The 19,089-nt window shown below is 65.3% G+C and carries 16 protein-coding genes; 6 read left to right on the forward strand and 10 right to left on the reverse strand.

What is annotated here, in order from left to right:
* Positions 1-6: 6 nt before the first annotated feature.
* Positions 7-345 carry a hypothetical protein gene (locus ACOKS3_RS11525; RefSeq protein WP_422764208.1) on the reverse strand — a complete coding sequence of 113 codons (339 nt, stop codon included), beginning with the start codon at positions 343-345 and terminating at the stop codon, positions 7-9.
* Between the two features lie 171 nt (positions 346-516).
* Between ACOKS3_RS11525 and ACOKS3_RS11530 the strand changes: the two genes are divergently transcribed.
* Positions 517-1,098, forward strand: a complete 582-nt coding sequence (locus tag ACOKS3_RS11530; protein ID WP_422764207.1) for a flavin reductase family protein — start codon at positions 517-519, stop codon at positions 1,096-1,098.
* Between the two features lie 26 nt (positions 1,099-1,124).
* Here the strand turns inward: ACOKS3_RS11530 and ACOKS3_RS11535 are convergent, their stop codons facing one another.
* From ACOKS3_RS11535 to glcD, 5 genes are read right to left on the reverse strand one after another with little or no spacing between them, the layout of a single operon-like run.
* On the reverse strand, positions 1,125-3,293 hold the full coding sequence (locus ACOKS3_RS11535) for a malate synthase G (protein WP_422764206.1): 2,169 nt from the start codon (positions 3,291-3,293) through the stop codon (positions 1,125-1,127).
* 47 nt (positions 3,294-3,340) lie between these two features.
* Positions 3,341-3,739, reverse strand: a complete 399-nt coding sequence (locus tag ACOKS3_RS11540; RefSeq protein ID WP_422764205.1) for a heme-binding protein — start codon at positions 3,737-3,739, stop codon at positions 3,341-3,343.
* Positions 3,732-4,967, reverse strand: a complete 1,236-nt coding sequence (gene glcF / locus ACOKS3_RS11545; protein WP_422764204.1) for a glycolate oxidase subunit GlcF — start codon at positions 4,965-4,967, stop codon at positions 3,732-3,734. The genes ACOKS3_RS11540 and glcF overlap by 8 nt, the downstream gene beginning before the upstream one ends.
* A 10-nt stretch (positions 4,968-4,977) precedes the next feature.
* Positions 4,978-6,030, reverse strand: coding sequence for a glycolate oxidase subunit GlcE (gene glcE / locus ACOKS3_RS11550; RefSeq protein ID WP_422764203.1), 1,053 nt, complete (start codon positions 6,028-6,030; stop codon positions 4,978-4,980).
* Positions 6,030-7,529, reverse strand: a complete 1,500-nt coding sequence (gene glcD / locus ACOKS3_RS11555; RefSeq protein WP_103446861.1) for a glycolate oxidase subunit GlcD — start codon at positions 7,527-7,529, stop codon at positions 6,030-6,032. Before glcD ends, glcE begins: the two co-directional genes overlap by 1 nt.
* Before the next feature lie 194 nt (positions 7,530-7,723).
* Between glcD and glcC the strand changes: the two genes are divergently transcribed.
* A complete protein-coding gene (gene glcC, locus ACOKS3_RS11560) occupies positions 7,724-8,488 on the forward strand; it encodes a transcriptional regulator GlcC (RefSeq protein ID WP_103446862.1) in 765 nt (254 codons plus the stop codon).
* A 61-nt stretch (positions 8,489-8,549) separates the two neighbouring features.
* On the opposite strand, the gene ACOKS3_RS11565 is transcribed toward glcC, so the two are convergent.
* The 3 genes from ACOKS3_RS11565 to ACOKS3_RS11575 all read right to left on the reverse strand — a co-directional run bounded on the left by ACOKS3_RS11565 (position 8,550) and on the right by ACOKS3_RS11575 (position 10,583).
* Positions 8,550-8,867, reverse strand: a complete 318-nt coding sequence (locus ACOKS3_RS11565) for a DUF2388 domain-containing protein (RefSeq protein WP_103446863.1) — start codon at positions 8,865-8,867, stop codon at positions 8,550-8,552.
* Between the two features lie 106 nt (positions 8,868-8,973).
* Positions 8,974-9,573 carry a hypothetical protein gene (locus ACOKS3_RS11570; protein WP_422764202.1) on the reverse strand — a complete coding sequence of 200 codons (600 nt, stop codon included), beginning with the start codon at positions 9,571-9,573 and terminating at the stop codon, positions 8,974-8,976.
* A gap of 101 nt (positions 9,574-9,674) precedes the next feature.
* On the reverse strand, positions 9,675-10,583 hold the full coding sequence (locus tag ACOKS3_RS11575) for a LysR family transcriptional regulator (protein WP_422764201.1): 909 nt from the start codon (positions 10,581-10,583) through the stop codon (positions 9,675-9,677).
* A 349-nt stretch (positions 10,584-10,932) separates the two neighbouring features.
* Between ACOKS3_RS11575 and katG the strand changes: the two genes are divergently transcribed.
* The 3 genes from katG (at position 10,933) to ACOKS3_RS11590 (ending at position 16,581) form a co-directional block, all read left to right on the forward strand.
* Positions 10,933-13,191, forward strand: coding sequence for a catalase/peroxidase HPI (katG, locus tag ACOKS3_RS11580; protein WP_103446866.1), 2,259 nt, complete (start codon positions 10,933-10,935; stop codon positions 13,189-13,191).
* A 681-nt stretch (positions 13,192-13,872) separates the two neighbouring features.
* Positions 13,873-15,084 (forward strand): M24 family metallopeptidase, encoded by a 1,212-nt coding sequence (locus ACOKS3_RS11585; protein ID WP_103446867.1) that lies wholly within the window; start codon positions 13,873-13,875, stop codon positions 15,082-15,084.
* 162 nt (positions 15,085-15,246) lie between these two features.
* A complete protein-coding gene (locus tag ACOKS3_RS11590) occupies positions 15,247-16,581 on the forward strand; it encodes an MFS transporter (RefSeq protein WP_422764200.1) in 1,335 nt (444 codons plus the stop codon).
* 10 nt (positions 16,582-16,591) lie between these two features.
* Here ACOKS3_RS11590 and ACOKS3_RS11595 read toward each other — a convergent pair whose 3' ends face one another.
* Positions 16,592-17,587, reverse strand: a complete 996-nt coding sequence (locus ACOKS3_RS11595) for a GlxA family transcriptional regulator (protein ID WP_103446869.1) — start codon at positions 17,585-17,587, stop codon at positions 16,592-16,594.
* Between the two features lie 160 nt (positions 17,588-17,747).
* On the opposite strand from ACOKS3_RS11595, the gene pssA reads away from it, so the two are divergent.
* Entirely contained in the window at positions 17,748-19,076 is a 1,329-nt protein-coding gene (gene pssA / locus ACOKS3_RS11600; protein ID WP_103446870.1) for a CDP-diacylglycerol--serine O-phosphatidyltransferase, read from the forward strand.
* Positions 19,077-19,089 lie beyond the last annotated feature (13 nt).

The following is a 19,089-nucleotide window of genomic DNA, read 5'->3' on the forward strand; positions in this document are numbered from 1 at the left end:
AGCGGATCAGAGCCGGGCGGTGCTCACCGTGATGTAGCCCTTGTCGTTCAGGTCAATGCGTATCACCGTTTCATCCGCCGAAGCCTTGCGCTTCTGCTTGATGGACACGCCCTTGACGCCGATCGCGCGCATCCGGTGGGGGATGGCTCGCCCGCAAGGGTCGAAGAAGATTTCGCTGGCCAGCATTTCGATGCGTTCGACCAGTTGCCGGGTGTGCTCGTCGGTGGCGCAGAAGAACAGCACGCCCGACAGGTGCGGGTCGTCGTCCGGGTTGTTGATGTCGTGGGCCAGCAGTTCGCGCAGGGTGCTGCGCAGTTCGGCGTTGGTGCGGGAATCTGGGTGCATGCGCTGCCTCCTCTGGGTCGAGGTCTCGATCTTGTTTTCACCGACCCAAGGCGACAAGTAAGGCGCTTCTCTATGTGCTGTAGGAAGTTTCTAATTCTGCGAGGTGGGTGCTTGTGTGGCAGCGATGCGGCACAATTCTTCGCCTGATTTCTGCGCTGAACGAGGCCCCCGATGAACAGCCACTTCCAAGCCGTCAACCTGCAAAAGGCCTACCGCCTGCTCAACCACGGGCCGACCGTACTGGTGTCGGCCAGCCATGAGGGGGTGGACAACGTCATGGCCGCTGCCTGGGCCTGTGCGCTGGACTTCGACCCACCCAAGGTCACCGTGGTGCTGGACAAGAGTGCCCGCACCCGGCAACTGGTGGAGGGCAGCGGTTGGTTCGTGATCCAGGTGCCGACCGCTGCCCAGGCGCAGCTGACGCATCAGGTTGGGACCCGCAGCCTGTTCGACCAGCCGGACAAGCTGGCCAGCATCGGTGTCGAGCTGGCGCGGGTGGACGGGCACGTAGCGCCGCTGGTTCAGGGCTGCTCGGCCTGGTTGATGTGCCGGGTGATCGACGAGCCGCACAACCAGAGCACCTATGACCTGTTCATCGGTGAGGTGGTGGCGGCCTGGGCGGATGACCGGGTGTTCCGTGAGGGGCACTGGGCTTATGAAAATGCCGACCCGCAGTGGCGCAGCCTGCACTACGTGGCGGGTGGGCATTTCTATGCGATTGGCGAGCCGGTGGTGGTCGACCTGCAGGATTGAGGTTGCCCGCTCCTGCAAGGCCGGTGTTATTGTTGAACCTCATGTTTGAATTTCAAACGCCAGCCATGCAGCAGCGGTTCGGTGTAGCCACTCGGCTGCTCCCGCCCCTTGAACACCAGCGCCTGCGCCGCACGAAATGCATGCGAACCAGCGAAATTCTCGGCCATCGGCCGGTACGCCGGATCCCCGGCATTCTGCTGGTCCACCACCGTGGCCATGCGCTGCAAGGTCGCCTCGACCTGGTCATGGGTGACCACCCCATGGTGCAGCCAGTTGGCGATGTGCTGTGCCGAGATGCGCAAGGTGGCGCGGTCTTCCATCAGCCCCACGTCATGGATATCCGGCACTTTCGAGCAACCCACCCCTTGCTCCACCCAGCGCACCACGTAACCCAGGATGCCCTGGCAATTGTTGTCCAGCTCGGCCTGGATAGCGTCGGCACTCCAGGGCCGGTCCGGGCTCACCGGAATGCTCAGCAGGTCATGCAGCAGCTGCTCGCGCTCAGCGCCCAGGTCGACGTTTTCAAGCTGTGCCTGCACGGCCGGCACGTCCACCTGGTGGTAATGCAGCGCATGCAAGGTCGCGGCGGTGGGTGAGGGTACCCAGGCGGTGTTGGCGCCGGCGCGGGGCTGGGCGATTTTCTGTTCGAGCATGGCCGCCATCAGGTCGGGCATGGCCCACATGCCCTTGCCGATCTGCGCCTTGCCACGCAGGCCGCAAGCCAGGCCCACCAGTACGTTGCTGCGCTCATAGGCCTGGATCCAGGCGCTGCCTTTCATGTCGCCCTTGCGCAGCATGGCGCCGGCTTCCATGGCGCTGTGCATCTCGTCGCCGGTGCGGTCGAGGAAACCGGTGTTGATGAACACCACCCGTGCTGCCGCGTTGGCGATGCAGGCCGCGAGGTTGACACTGGTGCGCCGCTCCTCGTCCATGATGCCCATCTTCAAGGTGTGCCGGGGCAGGCCCAGCAGGTCCTCGACACGGCCGAACAGCTGGTCGGCGAAGGCCACTTCGGCCGGGCCATGCATCTTCGGCTTGACGATGTACAGGCTGCCCTCGCGGGAGTTGCCTCGGCGTTTGAGGTCGTGCAGGCCGATCAGGCTGGTGACCACGGCGTCGAGAATGCCTTCGGGGATCTCCCGGCCATCGCGGTCGTGGATCGCCGGGTTGGTCATCAGGTGGCCAACGTTACGGATGAACAGCAGCGAGCGGCCGGGCAGGGTCAGTGGCTGGCCATCCGTGCCGTGGTACTCACGGTCCCTGGCCAATGCACGGGTGAAGGTCTTGCCGCCCTTGCTCACCTGTTCGTTGAGGTCGCCTTTCATCAGGCCCAGCCAGTTGCGATAGACGTTGACCTTGTCCTCGGCATCCACGGCGGCGACCGAGTCTTCGCAGTCGATGATGGTGGTCAGCGCGGCTTCGACGAGGATGTCTTTGACGCCGGCGCGGTCGGCCTTGCCAATGGTGCTGGCCGGGTCGATCTGGATTTCGAAATGCAGGCGATGGTGTTGCAGCAGGATGGCCGTTGGCTGGCCGGGTTCATCTTGATAGCCGCGCAGTTGTGCAGGCGCTGCGAGGCCGACCTGGCGGCCATCGCTCAAGGTCACCTGCAGTTTTCCCTGATTGATCGCGTAAGCCTGCGCGTGTGCGTGGGAGGCGCCTGCAAGCGGTGCCGAGCGGTCGAGAAAATCCCGGCCAAAAGCGATCACCCGGGCGCCGCGCACCGGGTTGTAGCCTTGGCCGCGCTCGGCGCCGTCGCTGTCGGGGATGGCATCGGTGCCATACAGCGCGTCATACAGCGAGCCCCAGCGGGCATTGGCGGCATTCAGCGCGTAGCGGGCATTGCTCAGCGAGACCACCAGTTGCGGGCCGGCCTGCTCGGCGATTTCGCGGTCGACCTGGGTGGAGCTGATGCGCACTTGCCGAGGGGTTTCAACGAGGTAGCCGATGCTGCGCAGGAACGCCTGGTAGGCGGCCATGTCGCTGATCGGGCCCGGGTGCTGGCGGTGCCAGGTGTCCAGTTCGTGCTGTAGTCGGTCGCGTTCGGCGAGCAGTTCGCGGTTGCGCGGGGCGAGGTCGTGGACCAGGGTACTGAAGCCTTGCCAGAAGCTGGCGACGTCGATGCCGGTGCCGGGCAGTACTTCATCCTCGATGAAGCGTTGCAGGATCGGGGCGACCTTGAGTGGGTGGGTCATTGTCTTCTCGCTCGGAGTTCAGGTTTCAGAAAATATGCGCACGCCTTTCAAAGGGCCGCCACGCCCGCCTTGGCCACCTGGGCATCCTGCTCGGGTTTGACTCCGGACACGCCGATGGCGCCCACCACCTGGCCGTCGACCAGCACAGGCACGCCGCCTTCCAGGCTGGTCAGCAACGGCGCGGTGACGAAGGCGGTACGCCCGCCATTGACCATCTGCTCGAAGTCACGGGTCTCCTTGCGCCCCAGGGCGGCACTGCGGGCTTTTTCCATGGCGATGTAGGCGCTGGACGGGGCACAGCCGTCCATGCGCTCCAGGGCCAGCGGATGGCCGCCGTCGTCGACCACGGCGATGGTCACGTTCCACTGTTGCGCCTGGGCTTCCTGGCGGGCGGCAGCGAGCAGGCGGGTCACTTCCGCCTGGCCGATCACGGGCTTGCTATGCATGGCTGTTCTCCTGGTTCAAAGCTGCTTCGACGATTTCGATCCAGTGCCGCACCGGCGTGCGTCCGGCTCCGTCGAGGTGGGTCTGGCAGCCGATGTTGGCGGTGGCGATGACTTGCGGTTTGCCGCTTTCCAGCGCGTTCAGGCGGTTGTCGCGCAGTTGCCGCGACAGCGCAGGCTGGGTCAGCGAATAGGTGCCGGCCGAGCCGCAGCACAGGTGGCCGTCCGGCACCGGGGTGAGGGTGAAGCCCAGGCGCATCAGCAGGCTTTCCACCTGGCCGCCGAGCTTGAGCGCATGCTGCAGGGTGCAGGGGCAATGGAAGGCCAGGCGCTGTTCGGCGCACAGGCCGAGCTGTTCGACCGGTTCGTCGCGCAGCACTTCGACCAAGTCCCGCGACAGGGCGCTGACCCGTGCAGCCTTGGCGGCGTAGTGCGGGTCTTTTTCCAGCAGGTGGCCGTAGTCACGCACGAAGGCACCGCAGCCACTGGCGGTCTGCACGATGGCCTCGGCACCGGCCTCGACGGCCGGCCACCAGGCATCGATGTTGCGCCGGGCACGATCGAGGCCCTGTTCCTGGGCATTGAGGTGGTAATCCACTGCGCCGCAGCAGCCGGCTTCGTACGCCGGCTCCACACTGATCCCCAGGCGGTCCAGCAGGCGTGCGGTGGCGGCGTTGGTGTTGGGCGACAAGGCGGCCTGCACGCAACCTTCGAGTAGCAGGATGCGCCGGGCATGGCGGGGGGCGGGCCGTTCGCCGGCTGGCGCCACCTTGGCCGGCAACTTGCTCTTGAGGTTGGCCGGCAGCACCGGCCGCAGGGCCTGGCCGGTGCGGGTCAGGGCCTTGAACAGCGCCGGGCGTGGCACCACGACGCGCAAGCCCTGGCGCAGCAGGCGCTGGCCGAGTGGGCGCGGTACCTGCTGCTCGACCACGGCGCGGCCGATGTCCAGCAGGTCGTGGTACTTCACCCCCGACGGGCAGGTGGTTTCGCAGTTGCGGCAGGTCAGGCAGCGATCCAGGTGCAGTTGCGTGCTGGCGGTGACCGGCGCGCCTTCGAGCACTTGCTTGATCAGGTAGATGCGGCCACGGGGCCCGTCCAGCTCGTCGCCGAGCAGTTGGTAGGTCGGGCAGGTGGCCGTGCAGAAACCGCAGTGCACGCAGGAACGCAGAATGCTTTCGGCTTCTTCGCCACGGGGCAGGCGCTTGGCGCTCTCGCTCAGGTTGGTTTGCATGGGCGTGGCCTCACAGGTCCGGGTATAGGCGGCCAGGGTTGAACACGCCCTGGGGGTCGAGTTGCTGCTTGAGCGCGAGGTGGTAGCGCATCAGCGCCGCCGGGTGCGGCGCGCTGCTATCGTCGCCGGGGGCATAGCAGGTGGCATGGCCGCCGACTTTGGCCGCCTGCTCGCGGATCAGCTGCGCTGGTGCCGTCGACTTCAGCCAGCGCTGCGCGCCACCCCAGTCGATGAGTTGCTGCCCCGGCACGTCGAGTTCGCCGCTGGCCGTCGGCACCGACAGCCGCCACAGCGGTGCCGGGTGGTTGAAGAAGGCCAGCCGTTGTTCGCGCAGGTCGCTCCAGAAGCGGCTGTCGAGCAGGTCGCCGCCCAGGCGCTGGCGGGCCGATTGCACCGAGCCTGAACCGCCCTCCAGGCGCAGGTGCAGTGCTTCGCCATCGTGGCAGGCGGCACTGATCGGCAGCGGCTGCTGGCCCCATTCGGCCAGTTCGGCCAGGGCCTGGTGGCGGTCCATCGGCAGGCGCAGGCTGAGGCATTCGCGTGGGCGTGGCAGCACCTTCAGCGACACCTCGGTCAGCAGCCCAAGGCAGCCAAAGCTGCCGGCCATCAGCCGCGAGACGTCGAAGCCGGCGACGTTCTTCATCACCTCGCCGCCAAAGCGCAGCAGCTTGCCGTGCCCGGTGATGACCCGCGTGCCGAGCACGTAGTCACGTACCGACCCGGCCCAGGGCCGGCGTGGCCCGGACAGCCCGGCCGCGACCATGCCGCCCAGGGTCGCCTCGGCGCCCAGGTGCGGCGGTTCGCAGGGCAGCATCTGCCCTGCCTCGTGCAGCGCCGCCTCAATCTCCAGCAGCGGTGTGCCGGCGCGGGCGGTGAGCACCAGCTCGGTAGGGTCGTAGCTGACGATGCCCCGGTGGTTGCGGGTATCGAGGGTCTCGCCAGCCACCGGGCGGCCGAGCATGGCCTTGCTGTTGCCGCCCTGGATGCGCAGCGGCGTGCCCAGGTTCAGCGCCTGGTTGACCTGTTCGAGCAGGTCCTGGCTCATGTCGCGGTCCATGCTCATCAGAAGCGCTCCAGCTCGGGGAAGGGCAGTTGCCCGTGATGCACATGAAGGGCGCCGAACTCGGCGCACCGGTGCAGGGTGGGGATGTTCTTGCCTGGGTTGAGCAGCCCTTGCGGATCGAACGCCGCCTTCACGGCATGGAACAGGGTGATTTCGTCGCTGTTGAACTGCGCGCACATCTGGTTGATCTTCTCGCGCCCAACACCGTGCTCGCCGGTGATGCTGCCACCCACGGCCACGCACAGTTCGAGGATGCGCCCGCCAATGGCCTCGGCGCGCTCCAGTTCGCCGGGCAGGTTGGCATCGAACAGGATCAACGGGTGCATGTTGCCGTCGCCGGCATGGAACACGTTGGCCACGCGCAGGCCGTATTCCTCGCTGAGCTCGCTGATGCCCTTGAGCACCCGCGGCAATTCGCGGCGCGGGATGGTGCCGTCCATGCAGTAGTAATCCGGTGAAATGCGCCCCACCGCCGGGAAGGCGTTCTTGCGCCCGGCCCAGAAGCGCACGCGCTCGGCCTCGTCACAGGCCAGGCGCACTTCGCGGGCACCGGCTTGCTTCAGCACCTCGTCTACCCGCTCGCAGTCATCCTGCACATCGGCTTCGACGCCATCCAGTTCGCACAGCAGGATGGCGGCCGCGTCTACCGGGTAGCCGGCGTGGATAAAGTCCTCGGCGGCGCGGATCGCCAAGTTGTCCATCATCTCCAGGCCACCGGGGATGATGCCGGCGGCGATGATTTCGGCCACCGCACGGCCGGCATCCTCGACGCTGTCGAAGCTGGCCAGCAGTACCCGCGCCACCTGAGGCTTGGGCAGCAGCTTGACGGTCACCTCGGTGACGATGCCGAGCATGCCCTCTGAGCCGGTGAACAGCGCCAGCAGGTCGAAGCCCGGGCTGTCGAGGGCGTCACTGCCCAGGGTCAGGCGTTCGCCCTCGACGGTGAGGATCTCGACCTTGAGCAGGTTGTGCACGGTCAGGCCGTATTTCAGGCAGTGCACGCCACCGGCGTTTTCGGCGACGTTGCCGCCGATCGAACAAGCGATCTGCGAAGATGGGTCGGGTGCGTAGTACAGGCCGTGGGGAGCGGCGGCCTGGGAGATGGCCAGGTTACGCACACCGGGCTGCACCCGGGCGAAGCGGCCTTGCGGGTTGACCTCAAGAATGCGGTTGAAGCGCGCCATTACCAGCAGGATGCCCTTGGCAAGCGGCAGCGCGCCGCCCGACAAGCCAGTACCGGCGCCGCGCGCCACCACTGGCACGCCACGGGAGTGGCAGAGCTTGAGCAAGGTTTGCACCTGTTCAAGGCGTTCGGGCAGCACTACCAGCAGCGGCACGGTGCGGTAGGCCGAAAGACCGTCGCACTCGTAAGGCTTGAGGTCTTCTGCGCGGTGCAGGATCTCAAGGTCGGGGAGGGCATCGCGCAGCGCCTGCAGCAGCGCGGGCAGGTCCACGGCGGGCAGCGCTCCGTCGACACGTTCGTCGTAGAGGATGTTCATCAGGCTCACTCGGCGGCAGTTTTGTTGTTGTTGGCAAACCGTTCACCCTTGCAGCCTGCGCGCTTGAGCGGGGGTGGTCGAGCGTGCTGGGCACTGGTCCTACCAGTTTTTCCGAGAAGCACTGGCCATCTATGGGTTTGAACGGCTAGATTTGAAGCGTTTACAGCAGTGGTCCTACCAGTTGGAGTCTGTACATGGGTATTGAAGGCAAGGCCAAGGTCGCGGACCAAGTGGCCGAGCGGGTCGAGCGGCTGATCGTCGAAGGCGTGCTCAAGGTCGGCCAGGCCTTGCCATCGGAACGGCGCCTGGTGGAGAAACTTGGCTGTTCGCGCTCGGCGCTGCGTGAAGGCCTGCGCATCCTGCGGGGGCGCGGCATCATCGATACCGAGCAAGGGCGCGGCTCGTTCGTCGCCGACCTTGCCGGGCAGGCCAGTGCCACGCCGTTGATGCACCTGTTCAGCTCGCAGCCGCGCACCTTGTTCGACCTGCTGGAGGTGCGCGCCTTGCTGGAGGCCGAGTCGGCGCGCCTGGCGGCCTTGCGCGCCACCGATATCGACCGCCTGCTGATCCGCAGGCGCTACGAAGACATGCTGGATGCCCATGCTTCTGTCGAAGTGCTTGACCCACGCGAGCATGCCCGGCGTGACCATGCCTTCCATCGGGCGATCAGCGAGGCGTCGCACAACCCGGTGCTGGTGCATACCCTGCAGTCATTGAGCGACCTGACCCTGAGCACGGTGTTCGCCTCGGTCAACAACCTCTATTGCCGTCCGGCGCAGAAGCGCCAGATCGATCGCCAGCATGCGCGGTTGTATCACGCAGTGATGGAACAGCTGCCCGAGCAGGCGCAGCGGGCAGCACGCGAGCATATCAACGGAATTCGTGACAGTTTGCGGGAGATCGAGCAGGAAGAGCAGCGCTTGGTCAGGGCCACCATGCGCATGGATGGCTGGGGCTGAGGTCATCCTGTACCGGCCCTTGCGCGGGCTTGCGCCGCGAAAGGCCGGTATAGGCGCTACATCAATGATGGGCGAGCGGGTCATCCTGGGAGAGGATTGCCCGGGCCAGCTCTTCGTCACTGGCCTGCAGCCCAGGATTGTCCTTGCGGGCCTGTTCCAGCGCCGACTCCACATAGGCGCCACGGATGGTACCGCCGCTGGCGACGAATGCGGAAAGGTCGTCGCGTGCGGGGATGATCCGTTTGTCATCCTTGAAGGTCGAATACAGCGAGGCGGAAACACCGGCCGAGGTGGCGACGTCGCCCGCATCGACGCGGGCCAGGGCCGCACCGGCAGGCAGCAGGAGCAGCAGCGCAGGGGCGAGGAGTAGGTGGCGCATGTCGTGTTCTCCAGTAGCGTGAAGTACAAGGAAAAAACCACTCACTGTTTAAGATTGCGGGCGAGTGGCGGGAGTTCCCTGTTTTCTGCCGGAGGGTCGTTGCGCCTTACACCTTGCTGCCCAGCAAGCGCTGCAGCGAGGCGTCGAAATCGCGCAGGGCATCGGCCTTGGCGGCTTGTTCATCTTCCAGCATCCGCGCCACATTGCTGACATCCTTGCGCGCACGCCCTTCGGCGCGGCCGATGTAGGTCAACTGGCTGTCGAAGAAGCGCGCCACTACTCGGCTTTCCACGTCTGCCGTGGCCAGGCGGCTTTCGCTGTCCAGCAGCACGATCACGTCCGGGTGGTCGGCGAGCAGGCTGTCCAGGTCTTCATAGAAGGTCACCTCGGCGAACTGCTGAGCCAGTGAGTGCGCCAGCCACTCGTAGGCCTGGCTGCCACCGCGCAGCGTGGCCACCGGAATGCTGCGCGGCTGCGCTTTGGCGACCGCGTTTCCACGGTGCTGCTGCAGGTAGCTAAGGGTGCTGTCGGCATTGCGCCCGAGCAGCACGGCCACGTGCTGCCCCGGGGCCAGGGCGACGCTGGAAAGGGCGGTGGCCGAGTAGAAGTGCCCATAGGGCTGGGCAGCCTGCTGGCCAGCCGGCGCGGCACAACCGCCAAGGGCAGCGAACAGGGCGAGCAGGGCAGCGAGCATGCCGGTTTTCATGGGTAGCGCCTCATCGATCAGTGAATGCCGCCATCTTCTGCCCGAAGTGGCTGCGACGGAACTTGATGGCATTCATGGTGGCTATCGATGAGGTCGATGGATCAGCTCGGGCGGGCCATGAACTGCAGGATGCGCTCGCGCAGCCAGCGCTCGGCGGGGTCGTTGTCATGGGCACCGCTCCACACCATCGACAGCTCGGCCTCGGTGATCTCGAAGGGGGCCGGGTCGGCGCGCAGGCTGCCATCGTCGGCCAAGGCACAAGCGGCGTAGTCCGGCACGGTGGCGATCATTTCGGTGTTGCGTAGCAGCGCGCGCAGGCTGCCGAACTGCGGCACGGCCAGCACCACCTTGCGGCAGCGGCCGATACGCGCGAGGTCGAGGTCGATGTTGCCGCTCATGTCACCGGAGAACGACACCATCACATGGGGCCGGGCGCAGTACTCGTCGAGGGTCAGCGGACCGGGGCGGTTGTCAGCGCGCAGCACCCGCACGCCGATATCGCGCAGCTTGCGGCGCTTGGCGGTGGCCGGCAGGTCAGTGGTGTAGCTCACGCCTACCGATATCTCGCCACTGGCCAGCAGGCCCGGCATCAGCAGGAAGTTGGCCCGGCGTACCACCACGCTGATGTCCGGCGCTTCTTCGCGCAGCGCCTGCAGCAAGGCGGGGAACAGGCCGAACTCGGCGTCGTCCGACAGGCCCAGGCGGAACTGGTTGCTGCTGTTGGCCGGGTCGAAGTCGCGGGCGCGGCTGATGGCGGACGAAATCACATCCATGGCCGGGCCCAGCTCGGCGAAGATCTGCATGGCTCGCGGGGTTGGCTCCATGGCCCGGCCGCTGCGGATCAGCAGCGGGTCGTCGAACAGCTCGCGCAGGCGGGCGAGGGCGGCGCTGACGGTGGACTGGGTGATGAACAGCTTTTCGCCGACGCGGGTCAGGTTGCGTTCGATCATCAGGGCTTCGAAAAGCACCAGCAGGTTCATGTCGACGCGGCGCAGGTCGTTGCGATTCATGGGGCTTGGCTCACCGGGCTGGAGGGGTTGGCGGTGTATTGAAGCACGCCGCTGGCGGTTGCGCCTTGTATGGATGTGCCGGGGCTATCAGCCTGCAAGAGCCACTCTATTAGACCTCTGCCCAAGCTCGACTAGTCTTTCCCCTGGCCCTGCGAAATCCGCTCGCGGGCGGCGCGTCAGCACCTGTGTGCAAGACCGCGCCGCGCGTGGCGTGAGAGCTTCGAAAGCCCCGTGTCGGCAGGTGACCGACCAGACCTGATGAAGGGGTAGGCATGAGCCCATGTGCTCGGCTGAAAGAACACCTGGCATAGACCGGAAATCTGGATAACCGACCCAAAGGTAACAGCAGATGTCGAACGAATCGAAATGCCCGTTCCATCAAACCGCAGGTGGCGGCACCACCAACCGTGACTGGTGGCCTGACCAGCTCAACCTCAGGATTCTCCATCAACACTCGTCCAAGTCCAACCCCGACCCGGACTTCGACTATGCCAAGGCGTTCAAGAGCCTCGACTTCCAGGCCCTGAAAAAAGACCTGACCGCCTTGATGACCGACTCCCAGGACTGGTGGCCAGCCGACTTCGGCCACTACGGCCCGTTGTTCATCCGCATGGCCTGGCACAGCGCCGGTACCTACCGCATCGGTGATGGCCGCGGCGGTGCCGGCTCTGGCCAGCAGCGCTTTGCCCCGCTCAACAGCTGGCCGGACAACGTCAGCCTGGACAAGGCCCGGCGCCTGCTGTGGCCGATCAAGCAGAAGTATGGCAACAAGATCTCCTGGGCCGACCTGATCGTGCTCACCGGCAACGTCGCCCTGGAATCCATGGGCTTCAAGACCTTCGGCTTCTCGGGCGGGCGCGCGGACGTGTGGGAACCGGACGAAGATGTGTACTGGGGCTCGGAAAAGGTCTGGCTGGGTGGCGACACCCGCTACGGCAAGGAACAGGTCAAAGCCCAGCCACCAGGCCAAGGTGACCTGGTGGCAGAGCCTGCCAAGCGCCCGGAAGAGCAGAGCCGCGATCTACCTCCCGAACGCAACCTGGAGAACCCGCTGGCTGCCGTGCAGATGGGCCTGATCTACGTGAACCCGGAAGGCCCGGAAGGCAACCCTGACCCGGTGGCGTCGGCCAAGGACATCCGCGACACCTTCGGCCGCATGGCCATGAACGACGAAGAAACCGTGGCGCTGATCGCCGGCGGCCACGCCTTCGGCAAGACCCACGGTGCCGGCCCGGCCGATAACGTCGGCCCCGAGCCTGAAGCGGCAGGCCTGGAGCTGCAGGGCCTGGGCTGGGCCAACAAGTTCGGCACTGGCAAGGGTGGCGACACCATCACCAGTGGCCTGGAAGTGATCTGGACCTCGACGCCCACTAAATGGAGTAACGAATACCTCAACAACCTGTTCAACTTCGAGTGGGAACTGACCAAGAGCCCGGCCGGCGCCCACCAGTGGCGACCGAAGGATGGCAAGGGCGCAGGTACCGTGCCGGATGCCCATGACGCGGGCAAGCGCCACGCGCCCTCGATGCTCACCTCCGACCTGGCCCTGCGCTTCGACCCGATCTACGGGCCGATCGCCAAGCGCTTCAAGGACAACCCGGAGCAGTTGGCAGACGCCTTCGCCCGAGCCTGGTACAAGCTGATCCACCGTGACATGGGCCCGCTGGCGCGTTACCTGGGGCCGGAAATGCCCAACGAAGAACTGCTGTGGCAAGACCCGTTGCCAAAACCCGACCAGCCAGCGCTGGGTGAGCAGGACATTGCCGGGCTCAAGGCCAAGATTCTTGCCTCGGGCCTGAGCGTCGCCGAACTTGTTTCCACCGCCTGGGCGGCGGCCTCGACCTTCCGTGGCTCGGACAAGCGCGGTGGCGCCAACGGCGGCCGGCTGCGCCTGGCACCGCAGAAGGACTGGGCGGCGAACCAGGGCACCGGCAAGGTGCTGGCGGCTCTGGAGAAGATCCAGGGCGAATTCAACGCCGGTGGCAAGAAGGTCTCCCTGGCCGACCTGATCGTCCTGGCCGGCTCAGCTGCCGTGGAGAAAGCCGCCAAGGACGCCGGGCACAACGTCAGCGTGGGCTTCCGCCCGGGCCGGGTCGATGCCTCCCAGGCGCAGACCGACGTCGAGTCGTTTGCCGTGCTGGAACCGCTGGCCGATGGCTTCCGCAACTTCAGCAAGGCCCGCTATAGCGTCAAGGCCGAGAAGCTGTTGCTGGACAAGGCCCAGTTGCTGACCCTCACCGCCCCTGAACTGACCGTGCTGATCGGCGGCCTGCGCGTGCTCGGTGCCAACCATGGCGGCAGCAAGGACGGCGTGTTTACCGACAAGCCCGGCACCCTGAGCAACGACTTCTTCCGCAACCTGCTGGACATGGGCGTGGAATGGAAGCCGACTTCGGCGGACAACGAAAGCTTCGAAGGCCGCGATCGCAAGACCGGGCAGGTGAAGTGGACGGGTAGCCGGGTCGACCTGGTGTTCGGCTCGCATGCGCAGTTGCGGGCGTTGAGCGAGGTGTACGGCAGCAGCGATGGTAATGACAAATTCGTCAAAGACTTCGTCGCCGCTTGGGAAAAAGTCATGGAGCTGGATCGTTTTGATCTAGCCCAATGAAAAAGCGGGGTCTGGCGGTGATGTTGTCATAACCCTGGCATTACCAGCAAAAGTGCCTCTGCACGCCCTCCGGCTCCGACGTCAGCGGAGGGCATCCAGCGGCCATGGACCTTGGCAATCAGGGGCCAGTCTTTGTCGCTCATCTGCTTGGCGACCCGCATCGGATTCTTGCCGGCGCTAAGCATCATGGATGCGACTGAATCACCCAGCGTGCCAGCGTTGGGCGCGGGATATCGATGCCGTGGCGGCCCAGCGGCCCAGCGGCCCAGCGGCCCAGCGGCCAAACAGCCGCAGGCGCAACAGCGCGTGAGCTGGCCGCTCGCGATGCCAAGGCTGAAGCTGAGCGCAAGCAGAGTCTCGCAGACGAAAAAGCTAAATCGGTCAAACCTAAGATTTGAGAGCGGATTGGCGCCGCCAGGATGTCTCGGAGGCGCTGCGCATACGTGGCATTTAAAACGTTCTAGCTGGCACATCGTCTTGCTGCTTCTACAGGTGCAGCGCCAGATTCGCAGACGGCGCGATACCTGTAGAGGCGGCTGGGCTGCAAAGCAGCCCCTGCCCAGTGGCGGTAACGCCAATTCCAGGTCGGATAGATACAAAAGCGTCCTCGTTGGTTCTGTTGCAATGTTTCTCAGGCGGCCGGCCTGAACAGCGTGCTCACAACGACAAGGAACACCGACCATGCAAATGCCCCAGACCCTGAAAATCCGCAATGGCGACAAGGTCAAGCCGACCTTCTCCGCACAGGAGTACGCCGCCCGTCATGCCCGCCTGCGGGCCTACATGGCCGACCAGGATATCGAGGCAGCCGTCTTCACCTCGTACCACAACGTCAACTACTACAGCGACTTCCTCTACTGCTCGTTCGGTCGTCCCTACGCGCTGGTGATCACCCAGGACAAGGTGGTGTCGATCAGCGCCAACATCGACGGTGGCCAGCCCTGGCGGCGCACGGTGGGCACCGACAACATCGTCTACACCGACTGGCAACGTGACAACTACTTCGTCGCCATCCAGCAGGCCCTGCCACTGGCCTCGCGTATCGGCGTGGAATACGACCACCTCAACCTGCAGAACCACGCCAAGCTCGCGGCCTGCTACCCCAAGGCCGAACTGCTGGACATCGCCGCACCGTGCATGCGCATGCGTATGATCAAGTCGGCCGAGGAGCAGGCGCTGATCCGCCATGGCGCGCGGGTTGCCGACATTGGTGGGGCGGCGGTGGTCGAGGCGCTGCGCGACCAGGTGCCAGAATATGAAGTGGCGCTGCATGCCACCCAGGCGATGGTCCGCGAAATCGCCAGAAGCTTCCCGGACAGCGAGCTGATGGACACCTGGACCTGGTTCCAGTCCGGGCTCAACACCGACGGCGCGCACAACCCGGTCACCAGCCGTAAGGTCAACAAGGGCGACATCCTCAGCCTCAACTGCTTCCCGATGATCGCCGGCTACTACACCGCGCTGGAGCGCACCTTGTTCCTCGACCATTGCCCGGACGATCACCTGCGGCTGTGGCAGGCCAACGTCGAGGTGCATGAAGCGGGCCTCAAGCTGGTGCGCCCTGGCATGCGTTGCTGCGACATCGCCCGTGAACTGAACGAGATCTTCCTGCGCCACGACCTGCTGCAGTACCGCACGTTTGGCTACGGCCACTCGTTCGGCACACTGAGCCACTACTACGGCCGGGAAGCCGGGCTGGAACTGCGCGAAGACATCGACACGGTACTGGAGCCGGGCATGGTGGTGTCGATCGAGCCGATGATCATGCTGCCCGAAGGGCGACCGGGGGCGGGTGGGTACCGTGAGCATGACATCCTGATCGTCAATGAGCACGGGGCCGAAAACATTACCAAATTCCCGTTTGGGCCTGAGCACAACATCATTCGCAAATAAGCACCGGCGTCGCCTGCTTCGCGGCTGAAGCCGCTCCTACAGAGGCTAGAGAAATACCTGTGGGGGCGGCTTTGGCCGCGAAGGGGCCGGCCCGGGCAATAAAAAATAACTGTATGACCACCAGACCCTGCCTCCAATTAGAAGAATCAGAGGGTACCCGTCATGTCCAGCACCACCTTAAACGCTCCCTCCCTCGGCGGCGCCGTACCAGACGCCGAACGCCAGGCCCTGCGCAAGGCCGCGCGTGCCAGTTTCATGGGCAATTTCGTCGAATGGTTCGACTACGCCGCCTACGGCTACCTCGCCACCATCATCGCCGCCACCTTCTTTCCACAGACCGACAAGACCAGCGGCCTGCTGGCAACCTTCGCGGTATTTGCCCTGTCATTTCTGGTCCGCCCGCTGGGTGGCGTGGTCTGGGGGCATTTTGGCGATCGCCATGGCCGGCGCAACGCCCTGTCCTGGTCAATCCTGATCATGTCGACTTCAACGTTCTGCATCGGCTTGCTGCCAGGTTATGCGCAGATCGGCCTGTGGGCGCCCGGCCTGCTGTTGCTGATCCGCCTGGTGCAGGGGTTTTCTGCCTCAGGCGAATACGCCGGTGCCGCGGCGTTTCTTGCCGAGTATGCACCGCCCGGCCGACGTGGCCTGTACACCAGCATCGTCCCGGCCAGCACGGCGGCCGGGCTGCTGTTCGGTGCGGCATTCGTCGCGGTATTGCATGAGCTGCTGAGCAGCGAAGACCTGCACAGCTGGGGCTGGCGCCTACCTTTTCTGCTGGCCGCACCGTTCGGCCTGGTCGGCCGCTACATCCGCATGAGCCTGCAAGACACGCCGAAGTTCCTGGAGATGGAGCAGCGCCTGGAACACAAGGCCTGCATGACCCCGGCGCCGATCCGCGAGCTATTGGCGCGGCATCGGCGCAGCCTGGCCATCGGCCTCGGTGTCACCTGCCTCAACGCCGTGGCGTTCTACCTGCTGCTCAGCTACATGCCGACCTACCTGTCCAACGAAATGGGCATGAGCGAGCGCGATTCGTTCATTGCCTCTACGGTATCGCTGGCCACCTACATTGGCCTGATCTTCCTGATGGGACGGCTGTCCGACCAGTTCGGCCGCAAGCCCATGCTGGTGGTGGCTTCGTTGCTGTTTCTCGGCCTGACCGTACCCTTGTTCAAACTGCTCGACGGGCAGCCGTTGCTGGTGATCCTGGCCATCCAGATTCTCTTCGGTGCAATGCTGGCGATGAACGACGGTACCTTGCCGTGCCTGCTGGCAGAGATATTCCCGACCCAGGTGCGTTTCAGCGGCTTTGCCTTGAGCTTCAACCTGGCCAATGCGCTGTTTGGTGGGACAGCGCCGTTCATCGCCACCTGGTTGATACAGGCCACGGGCAGCAAGCTGGCCCCGGCGGGCTACCTGCTGGCCGCCGCGCTGGTAGCGTTGCTGGCCATGTTGAGGTGCCGGGAAACGGCGCATGCGGCCCTGCAGGACTGAGCCGCTGCCTTCAGTGCAACGAGGCCTGGCGCCGTTCGCCCAACGGTGACAGGCCAAAGAAGCGGCTGTAGCTCTTGGAAAAGTGCGCCGGTGAGCTGAACCCGCAGGCCAGCGCCACCTCACGCACCTGCACATCACTGCGCAGCAGCAGTTCCCGTGCCCGTGACAGGCGCAACTCCAGGTAATACTGGCTGGGGGTGCGCTGCAGGTACTTATGGAACAACCGCTCCAGCTGGCGCACGGTCACTTCATTGAGGCTGGCCAGCTCTTCCAGCCCCAACGGCTCCTCCAGGTTCGCCTCCATGATCGCCACCACCTGGCTCAGCTTGGGCTGGGCAGTGCCGAGCAAGGTGCGCAACGGCACACGCTGGCGCTCGCGCTCACCTCGCACGCGGTCACACAGCAACAGCTCGGCGGCCTTGGCGGCGATGGCCTGGCCGCCGGCCTGGCGGGCGACCAGTTGCAGCATCATATCCATGGCCGCAACGCCACCGGAGCAGGTGAAACGGTCGCGGTCCAGCTCGAACAGCTGGCTGGAGATGACAATGTCGGGGAAGTGTTCCTGCAGGGTCTGCAGGTCTTCCCAGTGAATGGTGCAGCGGTAGCCGTCGAGCAGCTCGGCCTTGGCCAGCAGGTAGCTGCCGGTGCAGATCCCGCCCAGCGGCAGGCGCTGGCGGGCCAGTTGGCGCAGCCAGTCGATCAGTGGCCGGTTGTTGCCACGGCTGCGGTCGATCGGGTTGGCGCCGACCACGAACAGGGCGTCCAGCGCCGGGGCGTCGGCGATACTGTGGTCGGGCAGCACGCGCATGCCATTGCTGGCTACCACCGGCTCCGGGCTGGCGGCAATCAGTACGGTACGGTACAAGGGATGGCGCGCTGCCAGGTTGGCCATGCGCAGGGTTTCCACCGCCGATGCCAGGCCGATGGTCGTGAAGTTGGGCAACACCAGAAAACCGAAGGTCCTGGTTGGGCAAGGCGTTACGCTGATGGAAACGGGGTGGACCATTGCGATCTTCCTGTGCAAGCTGAGGCTTAGTTCGTCAGGGGCAGTGGCAAAACAGGCCTCGCGTGTTTCTTGTTGTTATGGGTCGTTGCCGGGCTGATCTTACACCCAGGGCGCAACGGCCAGGAATGGACCTGATCGCAGAATAAGAAGGTGATCGTACGTGAATCCCGAATCCATGCTGGCGGCGCTGCCAGGTTTCGCCATCGCCCCTGAGGCGATCCAGGTATTGCCCGATGCCGCGGCCTACCGTACCTGCCTGCTCGAACGTATCGCCACCGCGACCCGGCGTATCGTCATCGTCGCCTTGTACCTGCAGGAGGACGAGGCCGGCCAAGAGGTGCTGGACGCCCTGTACCAGGCCAAGGCCGAGCGGCCGAGCCTGGAAATCGTCATCGTGGTCGACTGGTTCCGTGCCCGCCGTGGCCTGCTGGGGGCCGGGCGCCAGCCGGGCAACGCGGCCTGGTACCAGGCCCAGCGCCAGTTGCGTGGGCTCGACGTGGTGATCCATGGCGTGCCGGTGCAGACCCGCGAGCTGTTCGGCGTGCTGCACCTGAAGGGCAGCGTGATCGACGATTGCGTGATCTACACCGGCGCCAGCTTGAACAACGTCTATCTCCACCGCTTCGACCGTTACCGGCTGGACCGTTACCACCTGTTCCAGTCACCGGCCCTGGCCGACGCCATGGTCGACCTGGTCCGGCGCCTGTTGCACCACACTGCAACGCCGCGCCTGGACCTGCCCGCGCCACCCGCTACTCGCAGCCTGCGCGGTGACATCCGGCGCCTGCGCGCGCGCCTGCGGCGCATGGCCTATGAAGCACCCGCCGCCATGGCAGGGCAGGGACTGCGGGTGATCCCGCTGCTCGGCGTCGGCCGTGGCAACCCGCTCAACCGCACCTTGTGCGCGTTGCTGGCGGCGGCGCGTGCGCAGATCATCATCAGTACGCCGTATTTCAACCCGCCACGGGTGGTGATGCGCGAGATCGACCATGCCCTGGACCGGGGTGTGCGTATCGAGCTGATTGTCGGCCATCGCACCGCCAACGACTTCTATATCGCCCCGGGCGAGCCGTTCAGTGCCAGTGGCGCCTTGCCCTACCTGTACGAGGACAACCTGCGCGCCTTCGCCCGGCGGCGGCATGCCGCCATTGCCAGCGGCCAGTTGCAGATTCGGATCTGGAACGATGCTGGCCATACCTTCCATGCCAAGGGGGTGTGGGTCGACCAGCGCTACTCGCTGCTGACCGGCAACAACCTCAACCCGCGCGGGTTCAACCTCGACCTGGAGAACGGGCTGCTGATCGATGACCCGCACGGGCAGTGGCTGGTGCCACGGGCGGTGGAACTGGAGGGCATTCGCCGGCATGCGCCGCAGATCGGCACGGCGGATGAACTGGGCGAGAAGGCCGAACATCCCAAGGAAGTGCGCAAGTTTTTGCGGCGCCTGCGCTATAGCCGGCTGGAGCCGTTGATCAAGCGGGTGCTCTGAGCTTCGGCTCGTT

The sequence above is a fragment of the Pseudomonas sp. HS6-2 genome (assembly GCF_049325675.2).
In the GTDB taxonomy this organism is placed as follows: domain Bacteria; phylum Pseudomonadota; class Gammaproteobacteria; order Pseudomonadales; family Pseudomonadaceae; genus Aquipseudomonas; species Aquipseudomonas putida_N.

What these genes read in the sequence shown, in the direction of transcription:
- ACOKS3_RS11575 (WP_422764201.1), bottom strand. Translation starts at nt 10,583, where the DNA reads ATGAATCGCAACGACCTGCGCCGCGTCGACATGAACCTGCTGGTGCTT.
- ACOKS3_RS11585 (WP_103446867.1), top strand. Translation starts at nt 13,873, where the DNA reads ATGCAAATGCCCCAGACCCTGAAAATCCGCAATGGCGACAAGGTCAAG.
- ACOKS3_RS11540 (WP_422764205.1), bottom strand. Translation starts at nt 3,739, where the DNA reads ATGCATAGCAAGCCCGTGATCGGCCAGGCGGAAGTGACCCGCCTGCTC.
- ACOKS3_RS11525 (WP_422764208.1), bottom strand. Translation starts at nt 345, where the DNA reads ATGCACCCAGATTCCCGCACCAACGCCGAACTGCGCAGCACCCTGCGC.
- glcF (WP_422764204.1), bottom strand. Translation starts at nt 4,967, where the DNA reads ATGCAAACCAACCTGAGCGAGAGCGCCAAGCGCCTGCCCCGTGGCGAA.
- ACOKS3_RS11595 (WP_103446869.1), bottom strand. Translation starts at nt 17,587, where the DNA reads ATGGTCCACCCCGTTTCCATCAGCGTAACGCCTTGCCCAACCAGGACC.
- glcD (WP_103446861.1), bottom strand. Translation starts at nt 7,529, where the DNA reads ATGAACATCCTCTACGACGAACGTGTCGACGGAGCGCTGCCCGCCGTG.
- ACOKS3_RS11535 (WP_422764206.1), bottom strand. Translation starts at nt 3,293, where the DNA reads ATGACCCACCCACTCAAGGTCGCCCCGATCCTGCAACGCTTCATCGAG.
- katG (WP_103446866.1), top strand. Translation starts at nt 10,933, where the DNA reads ATGTCGAACGAATCGAAATGCCCGTTCCATCAAACCGCAGGTGGCGGC.
- ACOKS3_RS11590 (WP_422764200.1), top strand. Translation starts at nt 15,247, where the DNA reads ATGTCCAGCACCACCTTAAACGCTCCCTCCCTCGGCGGCGCCGTACCA.
- ACOKS3_RS11565 (WP_103446863.1), bottom strand. Translation starts at nt 8,867, where the DNA reads ATGCGCCACCTACTCCTCGCCCCTGCGCTGCTGCTCCTGCTGCCTGCC.
- glcE (WP_422764203.1), bottom strand. Translation starts at nt 6,030, where the DNA reads ATGAGCATGGACCGCGACATGAGCCAGGACCTGCTCGAACAGGTCAAC.
- ACOKS3_RS11570 (WP_422764202.1), bottom strand. Translation starts at nt 9,573, where the DNA reads ATGAAAACCGGCATGCTCGCTGCCCTGCTCGCCCTGTTCGCTGCCCTT.
- ACOKS3_RS11530 (WP_422764207.1), top strand. Translation starts at nt 517, where the DNA reads ATGAACAGCCACTTCCAAGCCGTCAACCTGCAAAAGGCCTACCGCCTG.
- glcC (WP_103446862.1), top strand. Translation starts at nt 7,724, where the DNA reads ATGGGTATTGAAGGCAAGGCCAAGGTCGCGGACCAAGTGGCCGAGCGG.